24 protein-coding genes and 1 tRNA gene are annotated in these 23,232 nt (G+C 62.8%); 18 read left to right on the top strand and 7 right to left on the bottom strand.

The window, feature by feature from the left end; genetic code table 11:
* Positions 1 to 51: 51 nt before the first annotated feature.
* The 5 genes from purU to C2L66_RS01855 all read right to left on the bottom strand — a co-directional run bounded on the left by purU (position 52) and on the right by C2L66_RS01855 (position 5,215).
* The gene (gene purU, locus C2L66_RS01875; protein WP_035987621.1) at positions 52 to 915 is read right to left on the bottom strand and encodes a formyltetrahydrofolate deformylase; all 864 of its coding nucleotides are present in this window, start codon (positions 913 to 915) and stop codon (positions 52 to 54) included.
* 57 nt (positions 916 to 972) lie between these two features.
* A complete protein-coding gene (locus tag C2L66_RS01870) occupies positions 973 to 1,821 on the bottom strand; it encodes an NUDIX hydrolase (RefSeq protein ID WP_060599300.1) in 849 nt (282 codons plus the stop codon).
* A gap of 38 nt (positions 1,822 to 1,859) precedes the next feature.
* Entirely contained in the window at positions 1,860 to 2,474 is a 615-nt protein-coding gene (locus C2L66_RS01865) for a LysE family translocator (RefSeq protein ID WP_054929663.1), read from the bottom strand.
* A 48-nt stretch (positions 2,475 to 2,522) separates the two neighbouring features.
* Positions 2,523 to 3,089 (bottom strand): adenine phosphoribosyltransferase, encoded by a 567-nt coding sequence (locus C2L66_RS01860; protein WP_054929662.1) that lies wholly within the window; start codon positions 3,087 to 3,089, stop codon positions 2,523 to 2,525.
* A gap of 122 nt (positions 3,090 to 3,211) precedes the next feature.
* Positions 3,212 to 5,215 carry a monovalent cation:proton antiporter family protein gene (locus tag C2L66_RS01855; RefSeq protein ID WP_054929716.1) on the bottom strand — a complete coding sequence of 668 codons (2,004 nt, stop codon included), beginning with the start codon at positions 5,213 to 5,215 and terminating at the stop codon, positions 3,212 to 3,214.
* A gap of 148 nt (positions 5,216 to 5,363) precedes the next feature.
* On the opposite strand from C2L66_RS01855, the gene kdsD reads away from it, so the two are divergent.
* From kdsD to C2L66_RS01800, 11 genes are all read left to right on the top strand, one after another.
* On the top strand, positions 5,364 to 6,347 hold the full coding sequence (gene kdsD, locus C2L66_RS01850) for an arabinose 5-phosphate isomerase KdsD (RefSeq protein ID WP_054929661.1): 984 nt from the start codon (positions 5,364 to 5,366) through the stop codon (positions 6,345 to 6,347).
* A complete protein-coding gene (locus tag C2L66_RS01845; RefSeq protein ID WP_054929660.1) occupies positions 6,347 to 6,907 on the top strand; it encodes a KdsC family phosphatase in 561 nt (186 codons plus the stop codon). Before kdsD ends, C2L66_RS01845 begins: the two co-directional genes overlap by 1 nt.
* The gene (lptC, locus tag C2L66_RS01840; protein WP_054929659.1) at positions 6,904 to 7,509 is read left to right on the top strand and encodes an LPS export ABC transporter periplasmic protein LptC; all 606 of its coding nucleotides are present in this window, start codon (positions 6,904 to 6,906) and stop codon (positions 7,507 to 7,509) included. The genes C2L66_RS01845 and lptC overlap by 4 nt, the downstream gene beginning before the upstream one ends.
* Positions 7,510 to 7,530: 21 nt before the next feature.
* The gene (gene lptA / locus C2L66_RS01835) at positions 7,531 to 8,208 is read left to right on the top strand and encodes a lipopolysaccharide transport periplasmic protein LptA (protein WP_054929658.1); all 678 of its coding nucleotides are present in this window, start codon (positions 7,531 to 7,533) and stop codon (positions 8,206 to 8,208) included.
* Positions 8,205 to 8,987 carry an LPS export ABC transporter ATP-binding protein gene (gene lptB / locus C2L66_RS01830; RefSeq protein WP_060599301.1) on the top strand — a complete coding sequence of 261 codons (783 nt, stop codon included), beginning with the start codon at positions 8,205 to 8,207 and terminating at the stop codon, positions 8,985 to 8,987. Before lptA ends, lptB begins: the two co-directional genes overlap by 4 nt.
* A 240-nt stretch (positions 8,988 to 9,227) precedes the next feature.
* Positions 9,228 to 10,748, top strand: a complete 1,521-nt coding sequence (locus tag C2L66_RS01825; RefSeq protein ID WP_054929657.1) for an RNA polymerase factor sigma-54 — start codon at positions 9,228 to 9,230, stop codon at positions 10,746 to 10,748.
* 175 nt (positions 10,749 to 10,923) lie between these two features.
* Positions 10,924 to 11,283, top strand: coding sequence for a ribosome hibernation-promoting factor, HPF/YfiA family (hpf, locus tag C2L66_RS01820; RefSeq protein ID WP_012399744.1), 360 nt, complete (start codon positions 10,924 to 10,926; stop codon positions 11,281 to 11,283).
* Positions 11,284 to 11,582: 299 nt separating this feature from the next.
* Positions 11,583 to 12,098: a PTS sugar transporter subunit IIA gene (locus C2L66_RS01815; protein WP_028365018.1), complete on the top strand. Its 516-nt coding sequence runs from the start codon at positions 11,583 to 11,585 to the stop codon at positions 12,096 to 12,098.
* A 233-nt stretch (positions 12,099 to 12,331) separates the two neighbouring features.
* Positions 12,332 to 13,300, top strand: coding sequence for an HPr(Ser) kinase/phosphatase (hprK, locus tag C2L66_RS01810; RefSeq protein ID WP_007579699.1), 969 nt, complete (start codon positions 12,332 to 12,334; stop codon positions 13,298 to 13,300).
* A 77-nt stretch (positions 13,301 to 13,377) separates the two neighbouring features.
* Positions 13,378 to 14,271 (top strand): RNase adapter RapZ, encoded by an 894-nt coding sequence (gene rapZ, locus C2L66_RS01805; RefSeq protein WP_060599302.1) that lies wholly within the window; start codon positions 13,378 to 13,380, stop codon positions 14,269 to 14,271.
* Positions 14,272 to 14,335: 64 nt separating this feature from the next.
* Positions 14,336 to 14,971 carry an LON peptidase substrate-binding domain-containing protein gene (locus tag C2L66_RS01800; RefSeq protein ID WP_054929655.1) on the top strand — a complete coding sequence of 212 codons (636 nt, stop codon included), beginning with the start codon at positions 14,336 to 14,338 and terminating at the stop codon, positions 14,969 to 14,971.
* A gap of 9 nt (positions 14,972 to 14,980) precedes the next feature.
* Here C2L66_RS01800 and mutY read toward each other — a convergent pair whose 3' ends face one another.
* Together mutY and mutM are read right to left on the bottom strand one after the other, a co-directional pair.
* Positions 14,981 to 16,084 (bottom strand): A/G-specific adenine glycosylase, encoded by a 1,104-nt coding sequence (gene mutY, locus C2L66_RS01795; protein ID WP_082670288.1) that lies wholly within the window; start codon positions 16,082 to 16,084, stop codon positions 14,981 to 14,983.
* A 7-nt stretch (positions 16,085 to 16,091) separates the two neighbouring features.
* The gene (mutM, locus tag C2L66_RS01790; protein WP_054929654.1) at positions 16,092 to 16,922 is read right to left on the bottom strand and encodes a bifunctional DNA-formamidopyrimidine glycosylase/DNA-(apurinic or apyrimidinic site) lyase; all 831 of its coding nucleotides are present in this window, start codon (positions 16,920 to 16,922) and stop codon (positions 16,092 to 16,094) included.
* A gap of 291 nt (positions 16,923 to 17,213) precedes the next feature.
* Here mutM and C2L66_RS01785 point away from each other — a divergent pair, with 291 nt between their 5' ends.
* The 7 genes from C2L66_RS01785 to pth all read left to right on the top strand — a co-directional run bounded on the left by C2L66_RS01785 (position 17,214) and on the right by pth (position 23,214).
* A complete protein-coding gene (locus C2L66_RS01785; protein WP_054929653.1) occupies positions 17,214 to 19,055 on the top strand; it encodes a tetratricopeptide repeat protein in 1,842 nt (613 codons plus the stop codon).
* Positions 19,055 to 19,687 carry a lipoprotein insertase outer membrane protein LolB gene (gene lolB, locus C2L66_RS01780; RefSeq protein ID WP_054929652.1) on the top strand — a complete coding sequence of 211 codons (633 nt, stop codon included), beginning with the start codon at positions 19,055 to 19,057 and terminating at the stop codon, positions 19,685 to 19,687. Before C2L66_RS01785 ends, lolB begins: the two co-directional genes overlap by 1 nt.
* A gap of 26 nt (positions 19,688 to 19,713) precedes the next feature.
* Positions 19,714 to 20,595, top strand: coding sequence for a 4-(cytidine 5'-diphospho)-2-C-methyl-D-erythritol kinase (gene ispE, locus C2L66_RS01775; protein WP_060599303.1), 882 nt, complete (start codon positions 19,714 to 19,716; stop codon positions 20,593 to 20,595).
* A 51-nt stretch (positions 20,596 to 20,646) separates the two neighbouring features.
* Positions 20,647 to 20,723 (top strand) — tRNA-Gln (locus tag C2L66_RS01770).
* Positions 20,724 to 20,770: 47 nt separating this feature from the next.
* Positions 20,771 to 21,727 carry a ribose-phosphate pyrophosphokinase gene (locus C2L66_RS01765; protein ID WP_035987628.1) on the top strand — a complete coding sequence of 319 codons (957 nt, stop codon included), beginning with the start codon at positions 20,771 to 20,773 and terminating at the stop codon, positions 21,725 to 21,727.
* 152 nt (positions 21,728 to 21,879) lie between these two features.
* Complete coding sequence (locus C2L66_RS01760; protein WP_054929714.1) at positions 21,880 to 22,491, top strand: 50S ribosomal protein L25/general stress protein Ctc; 612 nt, start codon at positions 21,880 to 21,882, stop codon at positions 22,489 to 22,491.
* A 120-nt stretch (positions 22,492 to 22,611) separates the two neighbouring features.
* Entirely contained in the window at positions 22,612 to 23,214 is a 603-nt protein-coding gene (gene pth, locus C2L66_RS01755) for an aminoacyl-tRNA hydrolase (RefSeq protein WP_035986745.1), read from the top strand.
* Positions 23,215 to 23,232: the final 18 nt, after the last annotated feature.

Raw genomic sequence — 23,232 nt, 5'->3', positions numbered from 1 at the left:
ACCGGCGCTGCCGATCATGACACGCGCCGGTTTCAATCAAGGCAAGCAGTATCAGCGGAACACGACCGTCTTGCTGCCGTTCAGCACGATACGATGCTCGACGTGCCACTTCACCGCGCGCGCAAGCGTCACGCATTCGACGTCGCGGCCAATCGCCGTCAGTTGATCCGGCGTCATGCTGTGATCGACGCGCTCCACTTCCTGTTCGATGATCGGGCCTTCGTCGAGATCCGTCGTCACGTAATGCGCAGTCGCGCCGATCAGCTTCACGCCGCGATCGAACGCCTGGTAATATGGCTTCGCGCCCTTGAAGCTCGGCAGGAACGAGTGGTGAATGTTGATCGCGCGTCCCGCCAGCCGTTCGCACAGTTCCGGCGACAGAATCTGCATATAGCGCGCGAGCACGACCAGATCCGCCTTGCACTCGTCGATCACTTCGAGCACCCGCGCTTCCTGCTGCGCCTTTGCGTCCTTCGACGTCAGCGGGAAGTGATGGAACGGAATGTCGTAGCTGGCGGCGAGCTGATAGAACTCCTTGTGATTGGAGATGATGGCGGGAATCTCGATGTTCAGTTGCCCCGTGCGATAGCGGAACAGCAAATCGTTCAGACAGTGGCCGATCTTCGACACCATGAGCACGACGCGCGGCTTCTCGTTCGCGTCGTGCAGTTCCCAGCGCATGCCGAACTGCTCGGCGAGTGTCGTGAACGCAGCGCGCAGCGCGTCGAGGCCGGGATCGCCGCCCACCTGCTGGAAGTGGACGCGCATGAAAAACTCACCCGTGTGGCTGTCGCCGAATTGCGCGGAGTCGAGGATGTTGCTGCCGCGCTCGAACAGAAAACCCGACACGGCGTGAACGATGCCGGGCCGATCGGCGCACGACAGTTTGAGAATAAAGCTGTGTTCGGTCGACATGACCTCGGTGACTCCCTTCTTCAGTGCGTGTTTCGTGGTGTACGTCAAGTCGCGTCGTCAGGCGAGAACGGGCGGTGCGAATAGCGCTTCGATGCCTTCGCATGCATCTTCGTCGATCCAGCGGCGGCGCAACAGACAATCGAGTGTCGCGAGACTTGCATCGACTGTCATCGCGCCTTCTTCGATCGCCTGCGCGACATCTTCGATGCGCGCCAGCCGATGCTCGCCGACTTCGCCGTCCTGATTGCGCGGCGCAAAGTCTTCAGGCAACGCGAGGTCGTAGATGAAGATCTGCTCGGCCTGCGTGCCTTCGGGCAGCGATTGCAGCACATGCGCGGTGCGTCCGGCCACAGCGCGCGCGGCGATCTCTTCCGGAATGCCCGCTTCTTCCCAGCACTCCTTGACGATAGTCTCGGCGAGGCTGAAGCCCCAGCCGATGCCGCCCGCGACGACGTTGTCGAGCATGCCGGGATCGGTTGCCTTCGTGTCGCTGCGGCGCGCGATCCATAGCTGCGGCGCGCGATCCGCATATTCTACGACGCCGTTCAGGTGCACCGCGTACGTCATCGTGCCGAAAAAGCGCGACGCCGCACGCTCGATATAAGCGAGGGGCGGCGCATCGAAGGCATTGCGGATCGCATACGTTTCATCGCGCCAGCCAGGAATGCGGCCCTCGGCGGCAAGCGCGCCGATCACCGAGCCGAGCGCCGCGCTGCGCAGATCGACGGTGCCGAACTGCGGGGAAAGCGCCACGCGCTGCGTGTCGATGTCAAACACATCGGGCCAGCGCTGGAGCAGCGGCACGTCGCTCGCGCGAAACCAGCCGACTCGCTCGCCGTCGATCACAAACGGAACATGCAAGGCAGGATCGAAACGGCGCGCGGCGACGATGCAAGGCAAAGACATGAAAACTCCAGACAGCGTGTTGAATTGAGCGCGATGAATCAATCGCGCAGCGCGACGCGAATGCCGATCGCGATGAAGGTCGCGCCCGCGAGCCGGTCGAGCCACACGCCTACGCGCGGCCGGCGCTTGAGCCATCCGCCGATCATGCCGGCGCACACGCCGAACAGCGAGAACACGACGACCGTTTGCAACATGAACAGCGCGCCCAGTTCGAGCATCTGCAACGTGACGCCCTGCGCGCCATGCGGATCGACGAATTGCGGCAGGAACACGACGAAGAACAACGTTACTTTCGGATTCAGCATGTTGCCGATCACGCTCTGACGGAAGATCGACGCGAGCGGTTGCGGCGGACGCTCGTGCGCCGTCGCAAGACCTTTGCTGCGCAACGCCTTGATGCCGATCCAGATCAGATAGGCGGCGCCCGCGAGCTTGAGGACCTCGAACGCAACGGGCGACGAACGCAGCACGGCCGCGATGCCGAGCGCGGCGAGCGTCGTGTGAAACGAAATACCCGCCGCGAAACCGAGTGCCGCGACGAAGCCCGCTGCGCGTCCCTGCGAAATGCCGCGCGCGAGAACCTGCAGATTGTCGGGACCGGGCGCGAACGTGATCGCGATCGACGTCGCGAGGAAGAGCAGGAAGTTTGGCATCCGCTTAAGCTCCGTTCGAAGGGACGTACACAGAGACGTGCAAAGGAATCAATGGCCGCCAAACGTCGTGACGGTGAAAAGCGGCAGGCCGGCTTCACGCAGCAGCTTCGAGCCACCGAGATCGGGCAGATCGACGATCGCCGCGCCTTCGATCACCGTCGCCCCGAGACGCTCGAGCAGCTTCTTGCCCGCCATCATCGTGCCACCCGTTGCGATCAGATCGTCGACGATCACGACGCGGTCGCCCGGCTTGCAGGCGTCCTCATGAATCTCGACAGTCGCCGTGCCGTATTCGAGTTCGTACGATTCGGACACGGTCTTGTACGGCAGCTTGCCGACCTTGCGGATCGGGATGAAACCGAGGTTCAGCTCGTACGCGAGAATCGGCCCGATGATGAAGCCGCGCGCATCGAGCCCCGCGACATAGTCGAGCCTCTGGTCGATATAGCGCTGCACGAACAGATCGATCAGCACGCGCAGCGTTTTGGGGTTTTGCAGAAGCGGCGTGATGTCGCGGAACTGCACGCCGGGCTGCGGCCAGTCGGGCACCGTGCGGATCTGGCTGTTGATGTAATCGGCCGGATCGAAAGGCTGATTCGCAGGCGCGTTGGACATGATGACTCCAGACGGGTCCGTCAAGACCCTGATATTTCCAGTGAATTGCTTGAATGCAGCGCGCGTTCGTCTAGCGTGGCGAACCGCGCGCGGCGTGATCTACGGTGAAATGACAGCAAGCGTCAGGCCGCTGCCGCGCCCGCGCGCCGATGCTTCGACAAACGCTCTTCCGCTTCGGCCAGCGCCTCGGGCAGGCCGCGCAGCACGACGATATCGCTTGCGCGCAGCTTGGTCGACGGATCGGGCTCGACGCCGCGTATACCGTGCCGGCGAATCGCCGTGACTTCGACGCCCAGATCGAACAGCCCGAGCTCTTCGAGCGTGCGTCCGACGGCATCCGCCTTTTCGTCGACGGGCACCGATTGTAGCCGCACCTGCTCGTGACCGTCGTCGTCATCGACGTCGTCCGCGCCGTGGAAGTAGCCGCGCAACAGACTATAACGCTCGTCGCGCAGCTCCTCGACACGCCGCACGACGCGCCGCATCGGCACGCCCATCACGACCAGCGTGTGCGACGCGAGCATCAGGCTGCCTTCGACGATCTCCGGAATCACTTCCGTCGCCCCTGCGGCGAGCAGCTTTTCGAGGTCGGAGTCATCGACGGTTCGCACGATCACGGGCAGCGTCGGTTCGAGCTCGTGGATGTTGTGCAGCACGCGCAGCGCGGACGGCGTGTTCGCATAGGTGATCGCGACGGTCGCCGCGCGATGGATACCCGCAGCAAGCAGCGACTCCCGCCGCCCGGCGTCGCCGAACACGACCGACTCGCCCGCCGCAGCCGCCGCCGCGACGCGGTCGGGATCGAGGTCGAGCGCGACGTACGAAAGGCCTTCGTGTTCCAGCATGCGCGCAAGGTTCTGCCCGGCGCGGCCGTAACCGCAGATGATCACGTGGCCGCTCTGCTTGAGACTTTGCGTCGCAATACGCGTCATCTGCAGCGATTGCATCATCCATTCCGTCGACGACACGCGCAGCACGAGACGGTCGGCGTTCTGGATCATGAACGGCGCGGCGAGCATCGACAGCAGCATCGCGGCGAGAATGGCCTGCAACAGCGTCGCGTCGACGAGATGTTTGTCGAGAATCAGATTGAGCAGCACGAAACCGAACTCGCCCGCCTGCGCGAGCCCGATGCCCGTGCGCATCGCCACGCCCGGCGTCGCGCCGAACAGGCGCGCGAGCCCCGTGATCATCACCGCTTTCAGCAGCACCGGGCCAATCAGGAACGCCAGCACGATCAAGGGATGCTGCCAGATCACCATCGGATTGAGCAGCATGCCCGTCGTCACGAAGAACAGACCGAGCAGCACGTCGCGAAACGGCTTGATGTCCTCTTCCACCTGATGCCGGTACGGCGTCTCGGCGATCAGCATGCCCGCGATGAACGCGCCGAGCGCGAGCGACAGGCCGAATTTATCCGTGATGAACGCAGCGCCGAGCGTGACGAGCAGCAGGTTCAGGATGAACAGTTCCTGCGAGCGCCGCCGCGCGACCACGTTGAACCAGCGCGTCATGAACTTCTGGCCGACGATCAGCAGCAGCGCCAGCGCGATCACGATCTTGATCGACGCGATGCCGAGCGCCGCCATCAGGTCTTCCGAGTTGCCGCCGAGCGCCGCGATGATGATGAGCAACGGCACCACGGCCAGATCCTGGAACAGCAGCACGCCGAAGATATTACGGCCATGCTCGGTTTCGATTTCGAGCCGCTCCGCGAGCATCTTGCTGACGATGGCCGTCGACGACATCGCGAGCGCGCCGCCCAGCGCGACGCTCGCCTGCCACGAGATATGCACCCAGCGCTCGAATACGAAGCCGAGCGAGACCGCGACGGCAATCGTGCCGAGCACCTGCAACAGGCCGAGGCCGAAGACGAGCCGGCGCATCGAGCGCAACTTGGCGAGCGAGAACTCCAGCCCGATCGAGAACATCAGGAACACGACGCCGAATTCGGCGAGGTTCTGCGCGCCGACCGAATCCGGCACGATGCCGAACGCGTGCGGCCCCACCACGATCCCGACGGACAGATAGCCCAGCATCGGCGGCAGGTTCAGATAGCGGAACACGACGACGCCCACCACTGAAGCCAGCAGCAGGAACAGCGTCATTTCGAGCGGGGAAATCATCGGCAAAAGCGCATGGAAGAGAGCATCCTGGTTCGTCGGCGGAGCCACGCGCAAACGCCCGCGCAGCAAGGTTCAGGGGCCCGTGAAGGCAATGTCCGGAAAGGTCGTTCCCGGCGCGGCGAACAAGCGCCTTTGCTATACTCCCCGGATGATAGCGAAAATCAATGGCGACCGGGCACTTGCGCTCGCTCGCGACGTGCTGGACATCGAAGCAGAAGCCGTGCGCTCGCTTCGCGATCATCTCGACGATGCGTTCCTCGAAGCAATCGACTTCATTCTCGGCTGCCGCGGGCGTGTGGTCGTGTCCGGCATCGGCAAATCCGGTCATATCGCGCGCAAGCTCGCAGCGACGCTCGCGAGCACGGGCACGCCCGCGTTCTTCGTGCATCCCGCGGAAGCCAGCCACGGCGACCTCGGCATGGTGACGGCCGACGACGTCTTCATCGGCATGTCGAATTCCGGCGAATCGGAGGAACTGGTTGCGATCCTGCCGCTCGTCAAGCGCCTCGGCGCGAAGATGATCGCGATGACGGGCCGCCCCGGTTCGAGCCTCGCCACGATCGCCGACGTGCATCTGTACTGCGGCGTCGAAAAGGAAGCGTGCCCGATGAATCTCGCGCCGACGGCCAGCACCACGGCTGCGCTCGCGCTCGGCGATGCGCTCGCCGTTGCCGTGCTCGAAGCGCGCGGCTTCGGCGCCGACGATTTCGCGCGCTCACATCCCGGCGGCGCGCTGGGCCGGCGTCTGCTCACCTACGTGCGCGACGTGATGCGCACGGGCGACCAGGTGCCGAAGGTGCTGTCGGACGCGACCGTACGCGACGCGCTGTTCCAGCTGACGGCCAAGCGCATGGGCATGACGGCCATCGTCGACGAAAATGAGCGCGTCAAAGGCATTTTCACCGACGGCGATCTGCGCCGCGTGCTCGAGCGCGACGGCGATTTCCGCGCGCTGTCAATCAGCTCCGTGATGACGCACGGCCCGCGCACGATCGGTCCCGACCGGCTCGCGGTCGAAGCCGTGGAACTGATGGAGCGCCACCGGATCAATCAGATGCTCGTCGTCGATGAAGCAGGCAAGCTGATCGGCGCACTCAACATGCACGATCTGTTTTCGAAGAAGGTGATCTGATGGCCACCGCCCTGACCGCAGCCGAACGCGCAAGCCGCGTGAAGTTGATGATTTTCGACGTCGATGGCGTGCTCACCGACGGCAGCCTGCTGTTTACGGCCGAAGGCGACACGATGAAGGCCTTCAACTCGATGGACGGTCACGGCGCCAAGCTGCTGCGCGAGGCAGGCATCGACACGGCGATCATCACGGGGCGCAAGTCGGGCATCGTCGAAAAGCGCGCGGAAAATCTGCGCATCACGCATGTGTATCAGGGCGTCGAGCACAAGCTCGCGGCATTTGAAGCGTTGCTGAAGGAAACGGGCCGCACGCCGGAAGAATGCGGCTACATGGGCGACGACTGGGTCGATCTCGCCGTGATGCTGAAAGTCGGCTTCGCGGCCGCACCGGCAAACTCGCATCCCGAAGTGATCGCCCGTGCGCACTGGGTCAGCGAAGCGCGCGGCGGCCACGGCGCGGTGCGCGAAGTGTGCGACGCGCTGCTGCGCGCGCAAGGCCGCTATGACGCGCTGCTCGCCGCCGCATGCAGCGGTGAGGTGCAGCGAGGCCTTGTCGGATGAACCAGTTTCGCTGGACCTCGCTGATCCCGCTCGTCGCGATGGCGGCGCTCGCCGGCGTCACGTACTGGCTGCTGCAGGCTACGCTGCCGCGCCAGGACGAAGGCGTGGTCAGGCCGAAACAGCACACGCCGGACTATTTCGCGGATAACTTTTCGATATCCGAACTCGACCAGTCGGGCGCAACGCAATACCGCCTCACCGCGTCGAAGCTCGTCCACTACGAAGATAACGAAGTGAGCGACCTCACCATGCCCGCCATCCGTGCGTTCCAGCCGGGCAAACCCGTCGTCACGGCGACGGGCGACCGGGGCACGGTGAACGGCGACGCGTCGATCGTCGATCTGTACGACAACGCGCGTATCGTGCGCGACGCGGGTTTTGGCGACCCGAGAATGCAGGCCGATTCCTCGCATTTCCGCGTGCTCGTGAACGACGATGTGATCGAGACGGAAAAGCCGGTTAAACTTCAGCGCGGCCAGTCGATCATGACGGCCAGCGGTATGAACTACAACAATGTCACCCGGGTCATCCAGCTATTCGGCAACGTGCGTGGCGCCATCGCCCCCGTCGACTCCGGCAGTTCCCAGAAGCAACCCGGGTAAATCCAATTCCAGCGTGACTGCATGAACGAATCGTTCCCCCGTTTTGAGTCCGGCCGCATGCGCGCGTTTCGCACGAGCCGCGCCGGGCTTGCGGCTCTGTTGATCGCCTTGCCGCTTGCCGGTATTGCGCCGCTCGCGCACGCCGAACGTGCCGACAAGGACAAACCGCTCAATATCGAAGCGGACAACATGACGTATGACGACCTCAAACAGGTCAACATCTTCACCGGCCACGTGGTCGCGACCAAAGGCACGATCGTGATCAAGGCGGACCGCGTCGAAGTGACGCAGGACCCGCAGGGCTATCAATATGCAACGGGCACGTCGACGGGCAAGAACCTCGCGTACTTTCGCCAGAAGCGCGACGGCGTCGATGAATACATCGACGGTGATGCCGAACGCATCGACTACGACGGCAAGCAGGACCTCACCACGCTGACGACGCGCGCAACCGTGCGCCGCCTGCAAGGTCTGAACACGATCATGGACGAAGTGCACGGCAGCGTCATCACGTACGACGGCCAGAACGACTTCTACACGGCGAAGGCCGGCAAGGACGTCGCAGGTCCGGGCAATCCGAACGGCCGTGTGCGCGCCATGCTGTCGCCGCGCAACGGCGGCGCCCAGCCGATCACCGGGCCGTCCACCACACTACAACCGACCAACCAGTTCCAGGGACAAGGATCGACGAAGCCGTGAGCGCCCCCGCCCTTCCCAACCGAAAGCCGGCGGGCACCAGCAGTTCGCTCGTCGTCCGCAATCTGAAGAAGCGCTATGGTTCGCGCACGGTCGTCAAGGACGTCTCGCTCGACGTGAAGAGCGGCGAAGTGGTCGGCCTGCTCGGCCCGAACGGCGCCGGCAAGACCACGTCGTTCTACATGATCGTCGGCCTGGTGCCGCTCGACGCCGGCGAGATCGATCTCGACGGCAAGTCGATCAGCCTTCTGCCCATTCACAAGCGCGCGTCGCTCGGCCTGTCGTATCTGCCGCAGGAAGCGTCCGTGTTCCGCAAGCTCTCCGTCGAGGAAAACATCCGCGCGGTGCTGGAGCTGCAGATCGGCGAGGACGGCAAGCGTCTGTCGAAGGACGCGATCGCGTCGCGCACGGAAGCGCTGCTCGACGAACTGCAGATTGCGCACTTGCGGGAGAACCCGGCTCTGTCGCTGTCGGGCGGCGAGCGCCGCCGCGTCGAGATCGCGCGCGCCCTTGCGACCAATCCGAGCTTCATCCTGCTCGACGAACCGTTCGCGGGCGTCGACCCCATTGCGGTGCTGGAAATTCAGAAGATCGTGAAGTTCCTGAAGCAGCGCAACATCGGCGTGCTCATCACCGATCACAACGTCCGCGAGACACTCGGTATCTGTGATCACGCATATATCATCAGCGACGGCAGCGTGCTCGCAGCCGGCGCGCCCGGCGACATCATTGAAAACGAGAGCGTGCGCCGCGTCTATCTGGGCGAACACTTCCGCATGTAACGCCCGCACGCGGCTCGTGCACGCCGCTTGCAGCGCCCTCACGGCCTGATCCCAGGCCGTTTCATAACACGGGTTCAGTAATTTTGACGGGCTACGCTGGCGCGTTGTCGCTTGCGCAGTTGCGCGCGGTTTGCGCGCGTTATCGGCCGTCCGCGCCAAAATCTGGGACACGCGCGTTTTTGCGGGTGTCGCAAGGTATCGCGGTCGTGGCAAACTCTCTACAATGAATCACACATTGCCATGAAAGCCAGCCTCCAACTTCGCCTGTCGCAGCATCTTGCGCTGACACCACAACTGCAACAGTCCATCCGGCTGCTGCAGCTGTCTACGCTCGAACTGCAACAGGAAGTGTCGATGGCGATCGCCCAGAATCCGTTGCTCGAAACGGAGGACGACTGGATCGCGAGTCCGTTGCGCGTCGCCGCCGACGGCACTGTCATCGCGCAGACCTCGCAGAACACGTCGCCGGAAGAGATGTCGGGCGCGCCGCCGTCCTCGTCGTCGTCGACCTCCTCCGGCGAAAGCCAGGAAGGCGGCGAGCCACAGGGTGTGGACGAATACAACGGCATGGGTTCGGATGCGAACTCGGACGCCAACCAGTGGAATCTCGACGACTACGGCCGTTCGGGCAACGCATCGGACGACGACGATCTGCCGCCGCTGCAAATCCACGAATCGACCACGACGCTGCGCGATCACCTGACTGCTCAACTTCGCGTAACGGGAGCAAGCGCACGGGACCGCGCGCTCATCACGTTCCTGATCGAATCGCTCGACGACGACGGCTATCTGACGGCCACCTTCGACGAAATCCTCGCCGATTTGCCGGAAGAACTCGAAGTCGATACCGACGAACTCAACGCGGCCCTCGCCTTGCTGCACAGCTTCGACCCAGCGGGGGTCGGCGCGCGTTCGGCGTCGGAATGCCTGCGTTTGCAGTTGGGCCGGCTCGAGCCGTCGCCCACGCGCACGCTCGCGCTCGACATCGTCGCGCATCACCTGGAACTGCTCGCCGCACGCGACTTCACGCGACTGCGCAAATACCTGAAGGCAAGCGACGACGATCTGCGCGAAGCGCATGCGCTGATCCGCTCGCTGGAGCCGTTCCCCGGTGCGGCCTACGGCAAGGCCGAGGCGGACTACGTCGTGCCCGACATCATGGTGCGCAAAACGGCACAGGGATGGCAGGCCGAACTGAATCCGGAAGTCGTGCCGAAACTGCGTATCAACCATCTGTATGCGAATATCCTGCGCAACAATCGCGGCGATCCGGGCAGCGGTTCGCTGCGGCAGCAACTGCAGGAAGCGCGTTGGCTGATCAAGAATATCCAGCAGCGCTTCGAGACGATCCTGCGTGTCGCACAGGCAATTGTGGAGCGTCAAAAGAACTTTTTCGCCCACGGCGAAATTGCCATGCGCCCCTTGGTTTTGCGGGAAATAGCTGATACGCTGGGTTTACACGAGTCGACGGTCTCGCGTGTGACAACCGGCAAGTACATGCTCACCCCATTCGGGACGCTTGAATTTAAGTACTTCTTCGGATCGCACGTGTCCACCGACACGGGGGGCGCGGCCTCTTCAACGGCCATTCGCGCACTCATCAAGCAACTGATAGGAGCGGAAGACACCAAATCTCCTCTTTCAGACAGCCGCATTGCCGAACTGCTGGCGGAACAGGGTTTCGTCGTCGCTCGCCGTACCGTTGCGAAATACCGCGAAGCACTGAAAATCCCGGCAGTCAATCTGCGCAAGTCTCTTTAGCCCGCTACCTCCTGTGGCGGGTATTTTCCGGCCGCGCCGCTGTTTGGCGGAGCAGGCTGGCCGATGCGACCTGCCAGCAGCCTGTCAAACGGGGGACGGCGTGGCAGATCGAGGGAATCGACCGGCGCTCGCGCGATTCATGCGGACCAGGCGGCCACTAGCTTGGAGAAGCACTATGAATCTGAAGATCAGTGGACACCATCTCGATGTAACGCCAGCGTTGCGAGAATACGTGATCACCAAACTTGACAGGGTGCTAAGACATTTCGATCAGGTGATCGATGGCAGTGTGGTCCTCTCGGTCGACAACCACAAGGAAAAGGAAAAGAGGCAAAAGGTTGAAATCAACCTGCATCTGAAGGGCAAGGATATCTTCGTCGAAAGCTGTGATGGCGACCTCTACGCCGCGATCGACCTGATGATCGACAAGCTGGACCGGCAAGTCATTCGTCACAAGGATCGCCTGCAGGGCCATCAGCACGAGGCAATCAAGTATCAGCCACTGGCGGCACAACCCGAAGTGCCACCGCAATAAGCCAGTAGAGGCTTTTGCTTAGCCCCGCGAACCGCCCGATATCGGGCGGTTTTTGTTTGTGCGCATGTTGCTCGCGGCACGCGGTGTTGCATGCGCGTGGTTGGCAGTCCCGGACGATCCGCGGGGCACGCCAATTAGAGTCATGGCGCGGCGCACCATCGGTAGCAACCCTGTTCTATAATAAATCGGTTACCTTCGGGGTCTTTGTCCAGCCCGAGCCCTGCACAAAGGGATCATTGCGGGTCTCAAGAGCAGGGCTCATCGCGCGTCGCTGGATTCGCCATGAGCAGCTGCGAGGCATGGAACGCTTTTCAAACGCCACAGCGAGGAGAATCCAGGCGACCTTTGCGCCTGTCAACATGAATCGTTTAGCCAAATATCTTCCCCTCGAAAACGTCGTCGTCGGTCTCGCGGTTACAAGCAAGAAACGCGTATTCGAGCAAGCGGGCCTGATCTTCGAAAACCAGAACGGCATCGCCCGCAGCACAGTGACTGACAATCTGTTCGCGCGCGAACGCCTCGGTTCAACGGGGCTCGGCGAAGGCGTGGCGATCCCGCACGGCCGCATCAAGGGCCTCAAGCAGCCGCTTGCCGCGTTCGTGCGGCTCGCCGATCCGATCCCGTTCGAATCGCCGGACGGCCAGCCCGTTTCGCTGCTCATCTTCCTGCTCGTCCCCGAACAGGCGACGCAGCAGCACCTTGAAATCCTGTCGGAGATCGCCCAACTGTTGTCGGATCGCGAAGCGCGCGAACGGTTGCACACAGAAGAGGACCGCGAGGCGTTGCATCGCCTGTTGACTCAGTGGCAACCTTGACGTATTCGCGGCATTTCGCGGCTGAAATGCGCAGGAGCCACCAGCGCGTTTGATTCGAGGCTTGCGGCGAAGTCCGGCAAACCCGCATCGCCGCGAGCCGAACATGTTCCGTGCACGCCGTCGCAGCGCTGGCAACAGCGCACCGGCAACAGCCGACGCGCAGCAGGCGGGCGGCAGACCAGAACGCCAGCAGCACCCTAGCGGCACATACGAGGTCAGGGAGTCAGGGATTCATGGATACGTCCAGCATCAACGCCCAAAGCATTTTCGACGACAACGCCGCCGCGCTGAAACTCAGCTGGCTGACGGGGCATGAGGGCTGGGAGCGCGGCTTCTCGGCAGAAACGGTTGCGACTGCAACGTCCAGCGCCGACCTCGTCGGCCACCTTAACCTGATCCACCCGAACCGGATCCAGGTGCTCGGCGAAGCCGAAACCAACTACTACCAGCGTCAATCCGACGAAGACCGCTCGCGCCACATGGCCGAGCTGATCGCGCTCGAGCCGCCGTTCCTGGTTGTCGCGGGCGGCGTCGCCGCGCCGCCGGAACTGGTCCTGCGATGCACGCGCTCGTCGACGCCGCTGTTCACCACGCCGATGTCGCCCGCTGCGGTGATCGACAGTTTGCGGCTCTACATGTCGCGCATCCTTGCGCCGCGTGCAACGCTGCACGGCGTGTTTCTCGACATTCTCGGCATGGGCGTGCTGCTCACGGGCGACTCGGGCCTGGGCAAGAGCGAACTCGGCCTCGAACTGATCTCGCGCGGCCACGGTCTGGTCGCCGACGACGCCGTCGACTTCGTGCGCCTCGGCCCGGATTTCGTCGAAGGACGCTGCCCGCCGCTGCTGCAGAATCTGCTCGAAGTGCGCGGCCTCGGCCTGCTCGACATCAAGACGATCTTCGGTGAAACGGCCGTGCGCCGGAAAATGAAGCTGAAGCTGATCGTCCAGCTGGTACGCCGCCCGGACGGCGAATTCCAGCGCCTGCCGCTCGAGAGCCAGACCGTCGATGTGCTCGGCCTGCCCATCAGCAAGGTTACGATCCAGGTGGCGGCCGGCCGAAATCTCGCCGTGCTGGTCGAGGCGGCCGTGCGCAACACGATCCTGCAACTGCGCGGTATCGACACGCTCCGCGACTTCATGGACCGCCAGCGCCTCGCCATGCAGGACCCCGACAGCCAGTTTCCCGGCAAGCTGATCTGACGTAATGCGCGCAAAGCCGCGGCGGCACAGCGGGTGACACCGGATGCTATGATGAACCCAACGGATTCCACGACTCCATGCGCATTATCCTGATCACCGGTATCTCCGGCTCCGGCAAGTCTGTCGCTTTGAACGCGCTCGAAGACGCGGGCTACTACTGCGTCGACAATTTGCCGCCGCGCTTTTTGCCCGAACTCGCCGCGTACCTCGCGGGCGATGGCCAGGACCGGCTAGCGGTGGCGATCGACGCGCGCTCGGGCGCCTCGCTCGACGACATGCCGCAAATGATCCGCGATCTCGCCGGTCAGCACGACGTGCGCGTGCTGTTCCTGAACGCCAGCACTCAGGCACTGATCCAACGCTTTTCCGAAACACGCCGCCGCCATCCGCTGTCGGGGTCGCCCGCACACGATGCCGACGTCGGCGTGTTGACGTCGCTGGCCGAAGCGATCGAGCGCGAGCGCGAACTGGTCGCGGGGCTCGCCGAATTCGGCCATCAGATCGATACCAGCAACTTGCGGGCAAACGTTTTACGCGCGTGGGTCAAGCGTTTCATCGAGCAGGAGCACACTGGGCTCGCGCTGATGTTCGAGTCGTTCGGCTTCAAGCGCGGCGTGCCGCTCGACGCCGACTTCGTGTTCGACGTGCGCACCCTGCCGAACCCTTACTACGACCGCGAACTGCGTCCGCTGACGGGACTCGACAAGCCTGTCATCGATTTCCTCGACGCACTGCCCGTCGTTCAACAGATGATCGGCGACATCGAGTCGTTTCTGCAGAAATGGCTGCCGCATTTCCGCGACGACAATCGCAGTTATCTCACCGTTGCAATCGGTTGTACGGGCGGACAGCACCGCTCGGTATTCATCGCCGAAACGCTTGCCGCGCGTTTCGCGAGCGAAGCAAACGTGTTAGTGCGGCATCGCGATGCGCCGATCAACGTCGACGACTCATCGAAACTGGTCGCCTGAGTTATCCGATGGTGGCCCGACCGGCCGTCGCTCGCAGCGGCGGCCCTAACCGAAGCGTTGCGCCATGTCCTCTACACCGTCCGTGCTTGCCGATGTGCCGCTGTTTCCTTTGCACACCGTCCTCTTTCCCGATGGACTGCTGCCGCTGAAGATCTTCGAGGCACGCTATCTCGACATGGCGCGCGACTGTCTGCGCGACCACACGTCGTTCGGCGTGTGTCTGCTGAAAAGCGGCGGCGAAGTCGCGCAGCCCGATGAGCCGTCCGTGCCGGAGAGCGTCGGTTGTCTCGCGGAAATCGACGTTTGCGATGTCGACGAGTTCGGCATGCTGCTGATTCGCGCACGCGGCACCGAGCGTTTCCGGCTGCTGTCGCATCGCGTTGAATCAGGCGGGTTGCTGGTCGGGATGGCCGAGTTGATCGGCAGCGACGTCCCGCTCGAAGGCACCCATTACATGGAAAAGTTCGGCGCGTGCGCGGAAGTGCTCGAGCGCATCATCGCGACGATCCGCGAGCGCGACGCCGAGAGCCTGCCGTTCCTCGAGCCGTTCAGGCTCGACGATCCGACATGGGTGTCGAACCGCCTGTCCGAAGTGCTGCCTGTCGCGCTGAAGGCGCGGCAAAAGCTGATGGAACTGCAGGACGCCGGGGCACGGATCGACATCGTGCATCACTACATGCAGCAGCATCAGCTGCTGTAGCGCCGGCGTTCAGATCAGCGAGCCCTGCAGGGCTTCGAGCAGCTTGCGCACGGGCGCGGGCACGCCATACGCGTCCAGTTCGTTCAGCGAGATCCATACGGTGTCGGCGTCGCGCGCGCTCGCGACTGTCGCCGCATGATCGAACTCCGCGATGCGCGGCTCGATGTCGAGCCTGAAGTGCGTGAACACATGAGTGAGCGGCGCGAGCGGCGAAACGTCTGCTGTCGCGCCGAAGTCGCGCGCGAGTTGCACGAGCGCCGCTTCATCCGCTGCTTCCGGCAGGCTCCACAAGCCGCCCCAGATGCCCGACGGCGGGCGTTTTTCGAGCATCACCGTGTCGCCGTCGCGCAGCAGCAGCATCCACGTGCGGCGCGTCGGCACCGTTTTCTTCGGGCGCGCCGCCGGTAGTTCGCGCTGACGGCCCGTCACGTTCGCCACGCAATCGACTGCAAACGGACAGCGCACGCAATCTGGCTTGCCGCGCGCACACAGGGTCGCGCCGAAATCCATCAGCCCCTGCGTGTAGGCGCTGATGTCGTCGTCGGTCGCATTCACGGGCAGCAGCGACTCCGCCAGCAGCCACATCCCGTTCTCGACTTTCTTCTCGCCCGGAAAACCTTCGACGCCGAACACGCGCGCAAGCACGCGCTTCACGTTGCCGTCGAGAATCGTCGCGCGCGCGCCGAATGCGAACGATGCAATCGCGGCCGCTGTTGATCGTCCGATACCCGGCAACTCCGCGAGCGCTTCCACGCTCTCGGGAAACCGCCCGCCGTGCTGCTCGACGACGACCTGCGCGCAGCGATGCAGATTGCGCGCGCGCGTGTAGTAGCCAAGGCCGGCCCACAGCGTCATCACGTCGTCGTCGGGTGCGGCGGCGAGGGCGGCAACATCCGGAAAACGCGCGAGAAAGCGCGCGTAGTACGGGATCACCGTCGACACCTGCGTCTGCTGCAGCATGATTTCGGACAGCCAGATCCGATATGGATCGCGCGTGTTTTGCCACGGCAGGTCGTGACGGCCGTGTTCGCGCTGCCATGCGATCAGCCGCACAGAGAAATCGGACAGCGTTGGTATCCTGGGAAAAACAGTCGAGGAAGCGGGAACGGACATGAACGGATCAGCGTTGGCAGGTCGGACAGTAGTAAGTGGAGCGTTGCCCCTGCACGATCTGTTTGATCGGCGTGCCGCATACGCGGCATGGCAGACCCGCGCGATCATAGACGAAATAGTCGAGCTGGAAGTAGCCGCTTTCGCCGTTGCTGCCGACGAAGTCGCGCAACGTGCTGCCGCCCTTCTCGATCGCGGCGGCAAGCGTGATGCGCACGGCGTCTGCAAGCAGACCGTAACGAACGGACGAGATCCGGCCGGCGGCCGTGGTCGGCCGGATACCCGCGCGAAACAGGCTTTCAGATGCGTAAATGTTGCCCACGCCGACGACGATATCGCCCGCAAGCAGCGCCTGCTTCACCGAAATCTTCCGCCCGCGCGTCTTTCGATGCAGCAGCGCGCCGGAGAACGACGGTGCGAACGGCTCGACGCCCAGATCCGCCAGCAACGGATGTTCGAGAACGTCGCCAGCCGAGCGCGTGTGCCATAACACAGCGCCAAAGCGGCGCGGATCGCGGAAGCGCAAAATGAAGTCGTCGAACACCCAGTCGACATGATCGTGCTTCGCAGCGGCCGGCGGATGCGGCACGTTGCGCAGCACCCTGAGCGTCCCCGTCATGCCGAGATGCACGATGAACCAGCCTTCGTCGATCTCGAACAGCAGGTACTTGCCGCGCCGCGCTACTTTGTGGACCAGCCGGCCCTGCAGCAGACGTGCGAAACCGGGCGGAATCGGCCAGCGCAGTGCCGGCGTGCGCACGTCGACTCGCTTGACACGCTGTCCGGCTACATACGGCTCGATTCCGCGTCGGGTAACCTCGACTTCTGGTAACTCTGGCATGTGTTGAGACCTGATATCGCTAACAACCGGCTTGCGCTCACCGTCGGAGTGATCGGGCGCAAAAAATGGAACGAAGTGGATACTGGACGTATCCACAAGGAGCACGACGCGGCGAATGGCCCTTCGGGCGTCCCGCCGAACAAGGCGTGTTGCAAGCGGCAGATTGCGCCTTGACGGCCACACGCCCTTTATGGGCGCGAATGGCCGCGACTGGTCTGCTACTTGCGTCCGCGGTTATGCGCTTATTGTAGCGAGCGCGTTACAATCGACTGAAACATTGAACGGATATGTATGAACCTGTCCATCGTTAAGCAGTTTTTGAAGCGCCGGACCGGTGCGAACGGCGTGCCGCACGCTGTTTCCGCACGCCGGCTGCTGGGTGTGGCCGTGCTGGCTGTCTGGGCGCTCGGCGCATTGCCCGCGCATGCGCAGGATCAATCGCCCGATGCGGATGACAACACCGTCTCCGTGCAAGATGCTTTCGGCCCCGATTCCGCCGACGAAAAAGCCAATCTGCCCAGCGTCGCGCTGACGAGCCAGATTGTGTTCCAGGTGCTCGCGGCAGAAGTCGCGCTGCAGCGCAATCAACCCGCGCCCGCGTATCAGACCTACCTCTCGCTCGCGCGTGACACGCACGACCCGCGCATGGCGCAGCGCGCGACTGAAATCGCACTGGCCGCGCAGAGTCCGTCGGATGCGCTGACGGCTGCGCAATTGTGGCAACAGTATGCGCCGCAATCGGAACGCGCCGCGCAACTGGATGCGTCGCTGCTCGTGTTGTCGGGCAAGCCCGACGACGCGAAGCCGATGCTCGCGAAGGAACTCGCGAAGATTCCGCCTGAAAACCGCGGCAACGGCATTCTCGCGTTGCAACTGCTGATCTCGCGCGGGCCGAACCGGATCGGCGGCCTGCACGTGCTGCAGGATCTCGTCGCGAACGACCTGAACCGCCCCGAAGCGCAATTCGCGATCGCGCGTCAGCAACTCATTGCCGACGATGCGCCCGGCGCGCGCAAATCGCTCGAACAGGCGCTCAAGCTGAAGCCCGACTATCTGCCCGCGGCATTGATGCTGTCGCAGATGGGGCCGGAGGAGCGCAAGGAAGGCATCGCGTCGATCGAGAAGTACGTGCAGGCGAATCCGAAGTCGCACGAGGCCCGCCTTGCGCTCGCGCAGATGTATCTGGCCAGCGACCGCCTCGACGACGCGCAGAAACAGTTCGAGTTCATGCAGAAGGACAACCCGAACGATCTGACGCCGCTGATGGCACTCGCGCTCATCAAGATCCAGCAGAAGAACCTGCCCGAAGCGCAGAACTATCTGCAGCAATATGCGCAAAAGGCCGAGAAGACGCCGGGCGCCGATCCGGGCCAGGCGTATATCTATCTCGCGCAGTTGTCGCTTGAACAGAAAGATACGGCAGGCGCGAACCGCTGGCTGGACAAGATTCCCGCCACGAGCACCCAATACATTCCCGCGCAGATCACCCGCGCGCAACTGCTGCAAAGAGACGGCAAATCCGATGACGCGCGCAAGCTGCTCGCCGGCATTCGCACGCAGGACCCGCATGAGCAGGCGCTGATCGCACGCACCGACGCGGCGATCCTGTTCGATGCGAAGCGCTATCCGGAGGCTGAAGCGCGCCTCGCCCAGGCCACCACCGATTTCCCCGACGACCCCGATCTCACGTACGACTACGCGATGGCTGCCGAGAAGAACGGCCATTTCGACGTAATGGAAACGCAGCTGCGCAAGCTGATGCGCACGCAACCCGACAACGCGCAGGCGTATAACGCGCTCGGCTATTCGCTCGCGGACCGCAACCAGCGTCTGCAGGAAGCGGACAAGCTGGTCGAGAAGGCGCTGGCGCTGTCGCCGAACGACGCGTTCATCATGGACAGTGTCGGTTGGGTCAAGTACCGGCTCGGCGATACGTCGGATGCGATCCGCGTACTGCGCAAGGCCTACGATCTGCAACCCAACGCCGAAATCGGCGCGCATCTGGGCGAAGTGCTGTGGAAGAGCGGCGATCAGGATCAGGCGCGCGCTGCATGGCGTGATGCCCGCAAGCTCGAACCCGACAACGATACGCTCGTCAAAACGCTCAAACGTTTTCAGGTGAACGATCTCTGATGCATTTTTCTTTTCCTGTGTTTTCTTCTCCGGCGCCGCGCCGCGCGGCGCTGGGTCTCGCAGCCGCAGCCATCGTCGCCTTGTCCGGCTGCGCATCCGTCAAGCCGCAAGGTCCTTCCACGTCGAATGCCGCGACTGCCGTCACCGCGCAGACGAGCCGCGCGTATCACGGTCGCTTTGCCGTCCAGTACGTCGACCAGAACGGGCAGCAGCGTAACGCCTATGGCAATTTCGACTGGCAAGAACGTGGCGATACTGTCACGCTGCAGCTGCGCAACCCGCTTGGACAGACAATGGCGATCGTCACGTCGTCGCCGTCGGCCGCCACGCTCGAACTGCCGAACCGCCAGCCGCTGACGGCCGATAACGTTTCCACGCTGATGCAGAACGCGCTGGGCTTCGCGCTGCCTGTCGAAGGACTGCGTTACTGGCTGCAGCCATCGGTTGCGCCGACATCGAAGGCGACGACCGAGAAAGATCCGCAGCAGGAAACGCGTCTGAAGGAGATTCAACAGGACGGCTGGACGATCGACTATATCGCCTATGCCGATGCGCCCGCAGCGGGCGTGAAGCGCGTGAATCTCGCGCGCACCGAACCACCGCTCGACATCAAGCTCGTGCTCGACCAGTAACCCGCACGCGCGCCTTGCAAAGACTCATGATCGAAACGAACGACTCGCTGCGCGACTGTCTCGCTCCAGCGAAGCTGAACCTCTTCCTGCACATCACCGGCCGTCTGCCGAACGGATATCACGCACTGCAGACGGTGTTCCAGTTGCTCGACTGGGGCGACACGCTGCACTTCACGCGTCGCGACGACGGCGCGATCACGCGCGGCACCGACATCGCCGACGTTCCCGCCGATACCGACCTCACCGTGCGCGCCGCGAAGTTGCTGAAGGAACACACGGGCACGCGCCTCGGCGTGAACATCGAGATCGACAAAGTACTGCCGATGGGCGCAGGTCTTGGCGGCGGCAGCTCCGACGCGGCGACGACGCTGCTCGCGCTGAACCGTCTGTGGAAGCTCGATCTGCCGCGCGCGGAGCTTCAGGCACTCGCATTGAAACTCGGCGCCGACGTGCCGTTTTTTGTTTTTGGAAAAAATGCATTCGCAGAGGGTGTCGGAGAAGCACTTGAGCATGTACAATTGCCGCCGCGCCACTTTCTGGTGGTGACACCGAGGGTTCATGTTCCAACGTCAGCAATTTTTTCAGAAAAAGCGTTGACAAGAGATACAAAGGCTCTCATAATTACGGACTTTCTTGCACAGCAAAGTTGCAACGCAGAATGGCCTGATAGCTTCGGCCGGAATGACATGCAGCAAGTTGTCGTGGGAAAATACGTGGAAGTTGCGCAGGTGCTTAGATGGTTTGATAACATCGCGCCGGCGCGGATGACGGGATCAGGCGCAAGCGTTTTTGCAGCGTTCCGTAGTAAAGATGAAGCAGTTGCGGCGCAAGCCAAACTGCCAGTCGAATGGAACAGCGCAGTGACGGCAAGTCTGGATACGCATCCACTCTTTACTTTCGCGGCATAAGTTTCGCGGCACTGAATGGCCTACACGTTCAGTGAAGCTCAAAGTTAGTGTAGGGGAGTCGCCAAGTTGGTTAAGGCACCGGATTTTGATTCCGGCATTCGAGGGTTCGAGTCCTTCCTCCCCTGCCAAAATTTCTCGCAGTTCCTCGCCTCCCACAGCCTGAAGCAGGTGCATGATGAGCAGCCATGACGGCCTGATGGTTTTTACTGGCAACGCAAATCCCGCGCTTGCACAGGAAGTCGTCAAAATCCTCGGTATCCCCCTCGGCAAAGCAATGGTCTCCCGTTTCTCGGACGGTGAGATCCAGGTCGAGATTCAGGAAAACGTGCGTGGCAAGGACGTCTTCGTCCTTCAGTCCACCTGCGCGCCGACCAACGACAATCTGATGGAACTGATGATCATGGTCGATGCGCTCAAGCGCGCATCCGCAGGCCGGATCACCGCAGCCATCCCCTACTTCGGCTATGCCCGTCAAGATCGACGCCCGCGTTCGGCGCGCGTTGCCATCTCGGCGAAGGTCGTGGCGAACATGCTGGAAATCGCTGGCGTCGAGCGGATCATCACGATGGATCTGCACGCTGACCAGATTCAAGGTTTCTTCGACATCCCCGTCGACAACATCTACGCCACGCCCGTGCTGCTCGGCGATCTGCGCAAGCAGAATCACGAGAACCTGCTGGTCGTGTCGCCGGACGTCGGCGGCGTGGTTCGCGCGCGTGCGCTGGCCAAGCAACTGAACTGCGATCTCGCCATCATCGACAAGCGTCGTCCGAAGGCGAACGTCGCCGAAGTGATGAACATCATCGGTGAAGTCGACGGCCGTACCTGCGTGATCATGGACGACATGGTCGACACGGCGGGCACGCTCTGCAAGGCAGCGCAAGTGCTGAAAGAACGCGGCGCGACGAAGGTGTTCGCTTACGCCACTCACCCGGTTCTGTCGGGTGGCGCTGGTCCGCGCATCGCTGCATCGGCGCTCGACGAACTCGTCGTCACCGACACGATCCCGCTCAGCGAAGAAGCCCGCTCGTGCGCAAAGATCCGTTCGCTGACCAGCGCGGGTCTGCTGGCAGAGACGTTCTCGCGTATCCGTCGCGGCGACTCGGTGATGTCGCTGTTCGCGGAAGGCTAAAGTATTCGCGAAGGCGCCGCATGACGAATGCGGCGTTTTTGCATTTGGCGTGAACGAACGAAGGTTCATGCCGGTTTGTCTGGGTCTTCAGCCCGTCACGGGTAGCAAGGCCCGTTTTACTGCCTGGTCGCGGGCAGATAATGGAGATTCAAATGAAAGTAGTCGCTTTCGAGCGTAATTTGCAAGGTACGGGTGCGAGCCGCCGCCTGCGTAACTCGGGCAAGGCCCCGGGCATCGTGTACGGCGCTGGCGAACCGCAACTGATCGAACTCGATCACAACGCGCTGTGGCACGCTCTGAAGAAAGAAGCATTCCACTCGTCGATCCTCGACCTGGAAGTGGCAGGCAAGTCGCAACAGGTTCTGCTGCGCGACGTGCAATACCACCCGTTCCGTCAGATCATCCTGCACGTGGACTTCCAGCGCGTCGACGCGAAGAAGAAGCTGCACACGAAGGTGCCGCTGCACTTCATGAATCAGGAAAGCAACCCGGCTGTGAAGCTGGGCGGCGCGATCATCTCGCACGTCATCAACGAAATCGAAATCGAATGTCTGCCGGGCGCTCTGCCGGAGTTCATCGAAGTCGATCTGGTGAAGATCGAAGCGGGTCAATCGCTGCATGCAACGGACATCGTTCTGCCGGCTGGCGTCGCACTGGTTGCGCACCTCGTTGCAGAAAACCCGGTGATCGTTTCGGCGCCGGTTCCCGCTGGTGCACAGTCGGAAGAAGCGTCGGCTGAAGGCGAAAAGCCGGCAGCTGAATAAGGCCGCTATCCTCTCGATCCGTTTCAATGGAACGGTCGACGTAACCCGCCGCGGTTCGCCCCGGCGGGTTTTTTTTCGGTTTTTTCAGGCTGCGTGGCACGCCGCGCGGCCCACTTGAACATGATCAAGCTGATCGTCGGGCTCGGCAATCCGGGCGCTGAATACACCGCGACGCGGCACAACGCCGGCTTCTGGCTCGTCGACCAACTGGCGCGCGAAGCCGGCGCGACGTTGCGCGACGAGCGGCGCTTTCACGGCTTCTATGCGAAAGCGCGCCTGTATGGCGAGGAAGTGCATCTGCTGGAGCCGCAGACGTACATGAACCGCTCGGGTCAATCGGTCGTCGCGCTCGCGCATTTCTTCAAGATCCTGCCGGATCAGATTCTCGTCGCGCATGACGAACTCGATCTGCCGCCCGGCACCGTGAAGCTCAAGCTTGGCGGCGGCAGCGGCGGACACAATGGCCTGAAGGACATCTCCGCGCATCTGTCGACCCAGCAGTACTGGCGCTTGCGCATCGGCATCGGTCATCCGCGCGACCTGATTCCCGAGAGCGCACGTGCGGGCGCGAAGCCCGACGTCGCGAACTTCGTGCTGAAGCCGCCGCGCAGGGAGGAGCAGGACGTGATCGACGCGTCGATCGAACGCGCGCTCGCGGTGATGCCGACCGTCGTCAAGGGCGAACTCGAACGCGCAATGATGCAGTTGCATCGCAATTCGTGACTGCCTGCCGCCACGGAT

This window comes from Paraburkholderia caribensis, from assembly GCF_002902945.1.
Taxonomy (GTDB): domain Bacteria; phylum Pseudomonadota; class Gammaproteobacteria; order Burkholderiales; family Burkholderiaceae; genus Paraburkholderia; species Paraburkholderia caribensis.
This window is presented reverse-complemented; position numbering and strand designations above follow the sequence as displayed.

What these genes read in the sequence shown, in the direction of transcription:
- rapZ (WP_060599302.1), top strand. Translation starts at nt 13,378, where the DNA reads ATGCGCATTATCCTGATCACCGGTATCTCCGGCTCCGGCAAGTCTGTC.
- mutY (WP_082670288.1), bottom strand. Translation starts at nt 16,084, where the DNA reads ATGTCCGTTCCCGCTTCCTCGACTGTTTTTCCCAGGATACCAACGCTG.
- C2L66_RS01765 (WP_035987628.1), top strand. Translation starts at nt 20,771, where the DNA reads ATGAGCAGCCATGACGGCCTGATGGTTTTTACTGGCAACGCAAATCCC.
- lolB (WP_054929652.1), top strand. Translation starts at nt 19,055, where the DNA reads ATGCATTTTTCTTTTCCTGTGTTTTCTTCTCCGGCGCCGCGCCGCGCG.
- C2L66_RS01800 (WP_054929655.1), top strand. Translation starts at nt 14,336, where the DNA reads ATGTCCTCTACACCGTCCGTGCTTGCCGATGTGCCGCTGTTTCCTTTG.
- lptC (WP_054929659.1), top strand. Translation starts at nt 6,904, where the DNA reads ATGAACCAGTTTCGCTGGACCTCGCTGATCCCGCTCGTCGCGATGGCG.
- hprK (WP_007579699.1), top strand. Translation starts at nt 12,332, where the DNA reads ATGGATACGTCCAGCATCAACGCCCAAAGCATTTTCGACGACAACGCC.
- C2L66_RS01785 (WP_054929653.1), top strand. Translation starts at nt 17,214, where the DNA reads ATGAACCTGTCCATCGTTAAGCAGTTTTTGAAGCGCCGGACCGGTGCG.
- C2L66_RS01860 (WP_054929662.1), bottom strand. Translation starts at nt 3,089, where the DNA reads ATGTCCAACGCGCCTGCGAATCAGCCTTTCGATCCGGCCGATTACATC.
- kdsD (WP_054929661.1), top strand. Translation starts at nt 5,364, where the DNA reads ATGATAGCGAAAATCAATGGCGACCGGGCACTTGCGCTCGCTCGCGAC.
- ispE (WP_060599303.1), top strand. Translation starts at nt 19,714, where the DNA reads ATGATCGAAACGAACGACTCGCTGCGCGACTGTCTCGCTCCAGCGAAG.
- C2L66_RS01760 (WP_054929714.1), top strand. Translation starts at nt 21,880, where the DNA reads ATGAAAGTAGTCGCTTTCGAGCGTAATTTGCAAGGTACGGGTGCGAGC.
- pth (WP_035986745.1), top strand. Translation starts at nt 22,612, where the DNA reads ATGATCAAGCTGATCGTCGGGCTCGGCAATCCGGGCGCTGAATACACC.
- C2L66_RS01865 (WP_054929663.1), bottom strand. Translation starts at nt 2,474, where the DNA reads ATGCCAAACTTCCTGCTCTTCCTCGCGACGTCGATCGCGATCACGTTC.
- C2L66_RS01870 (WP_060599300.1), bottom strand. Translation starts at nt 1,821, where the DNA reads ATGTCTTTGCCTTGCATCGTCGCCGCGCGCCGTTTCGATCCTGCCTTG.
- C2L66_RS01855 (WP_054929716.1), bottom strand. Translation starts at nt 5,215, where the DNA reads ATGATTTCCCCGCTCGAAATGACGCTGTTCCTGCTGCTGGCTTCAGTG.
- C2L66_RS01815 (WP_028365018.1), top strand. Translation starts at nt 11,583, where the DNA reads ATGGAACGCTTTTCAAACGCCACAGCGAGGAGAATCCAGGCGACCTTT.
- hpf (WP_012399744.1), top strand. Translation starts at nt 10,924, where the DNA reads ATGAATCTGAAGATCAGTGGACACCATCTCGATGTAACGCCAGCGTTG.
- purU (WP_035987621.1), bottom strand. Translation starts at nt 915, where the DNA reads ATGTCGACCGAACACAGCTTTATTCTCAAACTGTCGTGCGCCGATCGG.
- lptA (WP_054929658.1), top strand. Translation starts at nt 7,531, where the DNA reads ATGAACGAATCGTTCCCCCGTTTTGAGTCCGGCCGCATGCGCGCGTTT.
- C2L66_RS01825 (WP_054929657.1), top strand. Translation starts at nt 9,228, where the DNA reads ATGAAAGCCAGCCTCCAACTTCGCCTGTCGCAGCATCTTGCGCTGACA.
- mutM (WP_054929654.1), bottom strand. Translation starts at nt 16,922, where the DNA reads ATGCCAGAGTTACCAGAAGTCGAGGTTACCCGACGCGGAATCGAGCCG.
- C2L66_RS01845 (WP_054929660.1), top strand. Translation starts at nt 6,347, where the DNA reads ATGGCCACCGCCCTGACCGCAGCCGAACGCGCAAGCCGCGTGAAGTTG.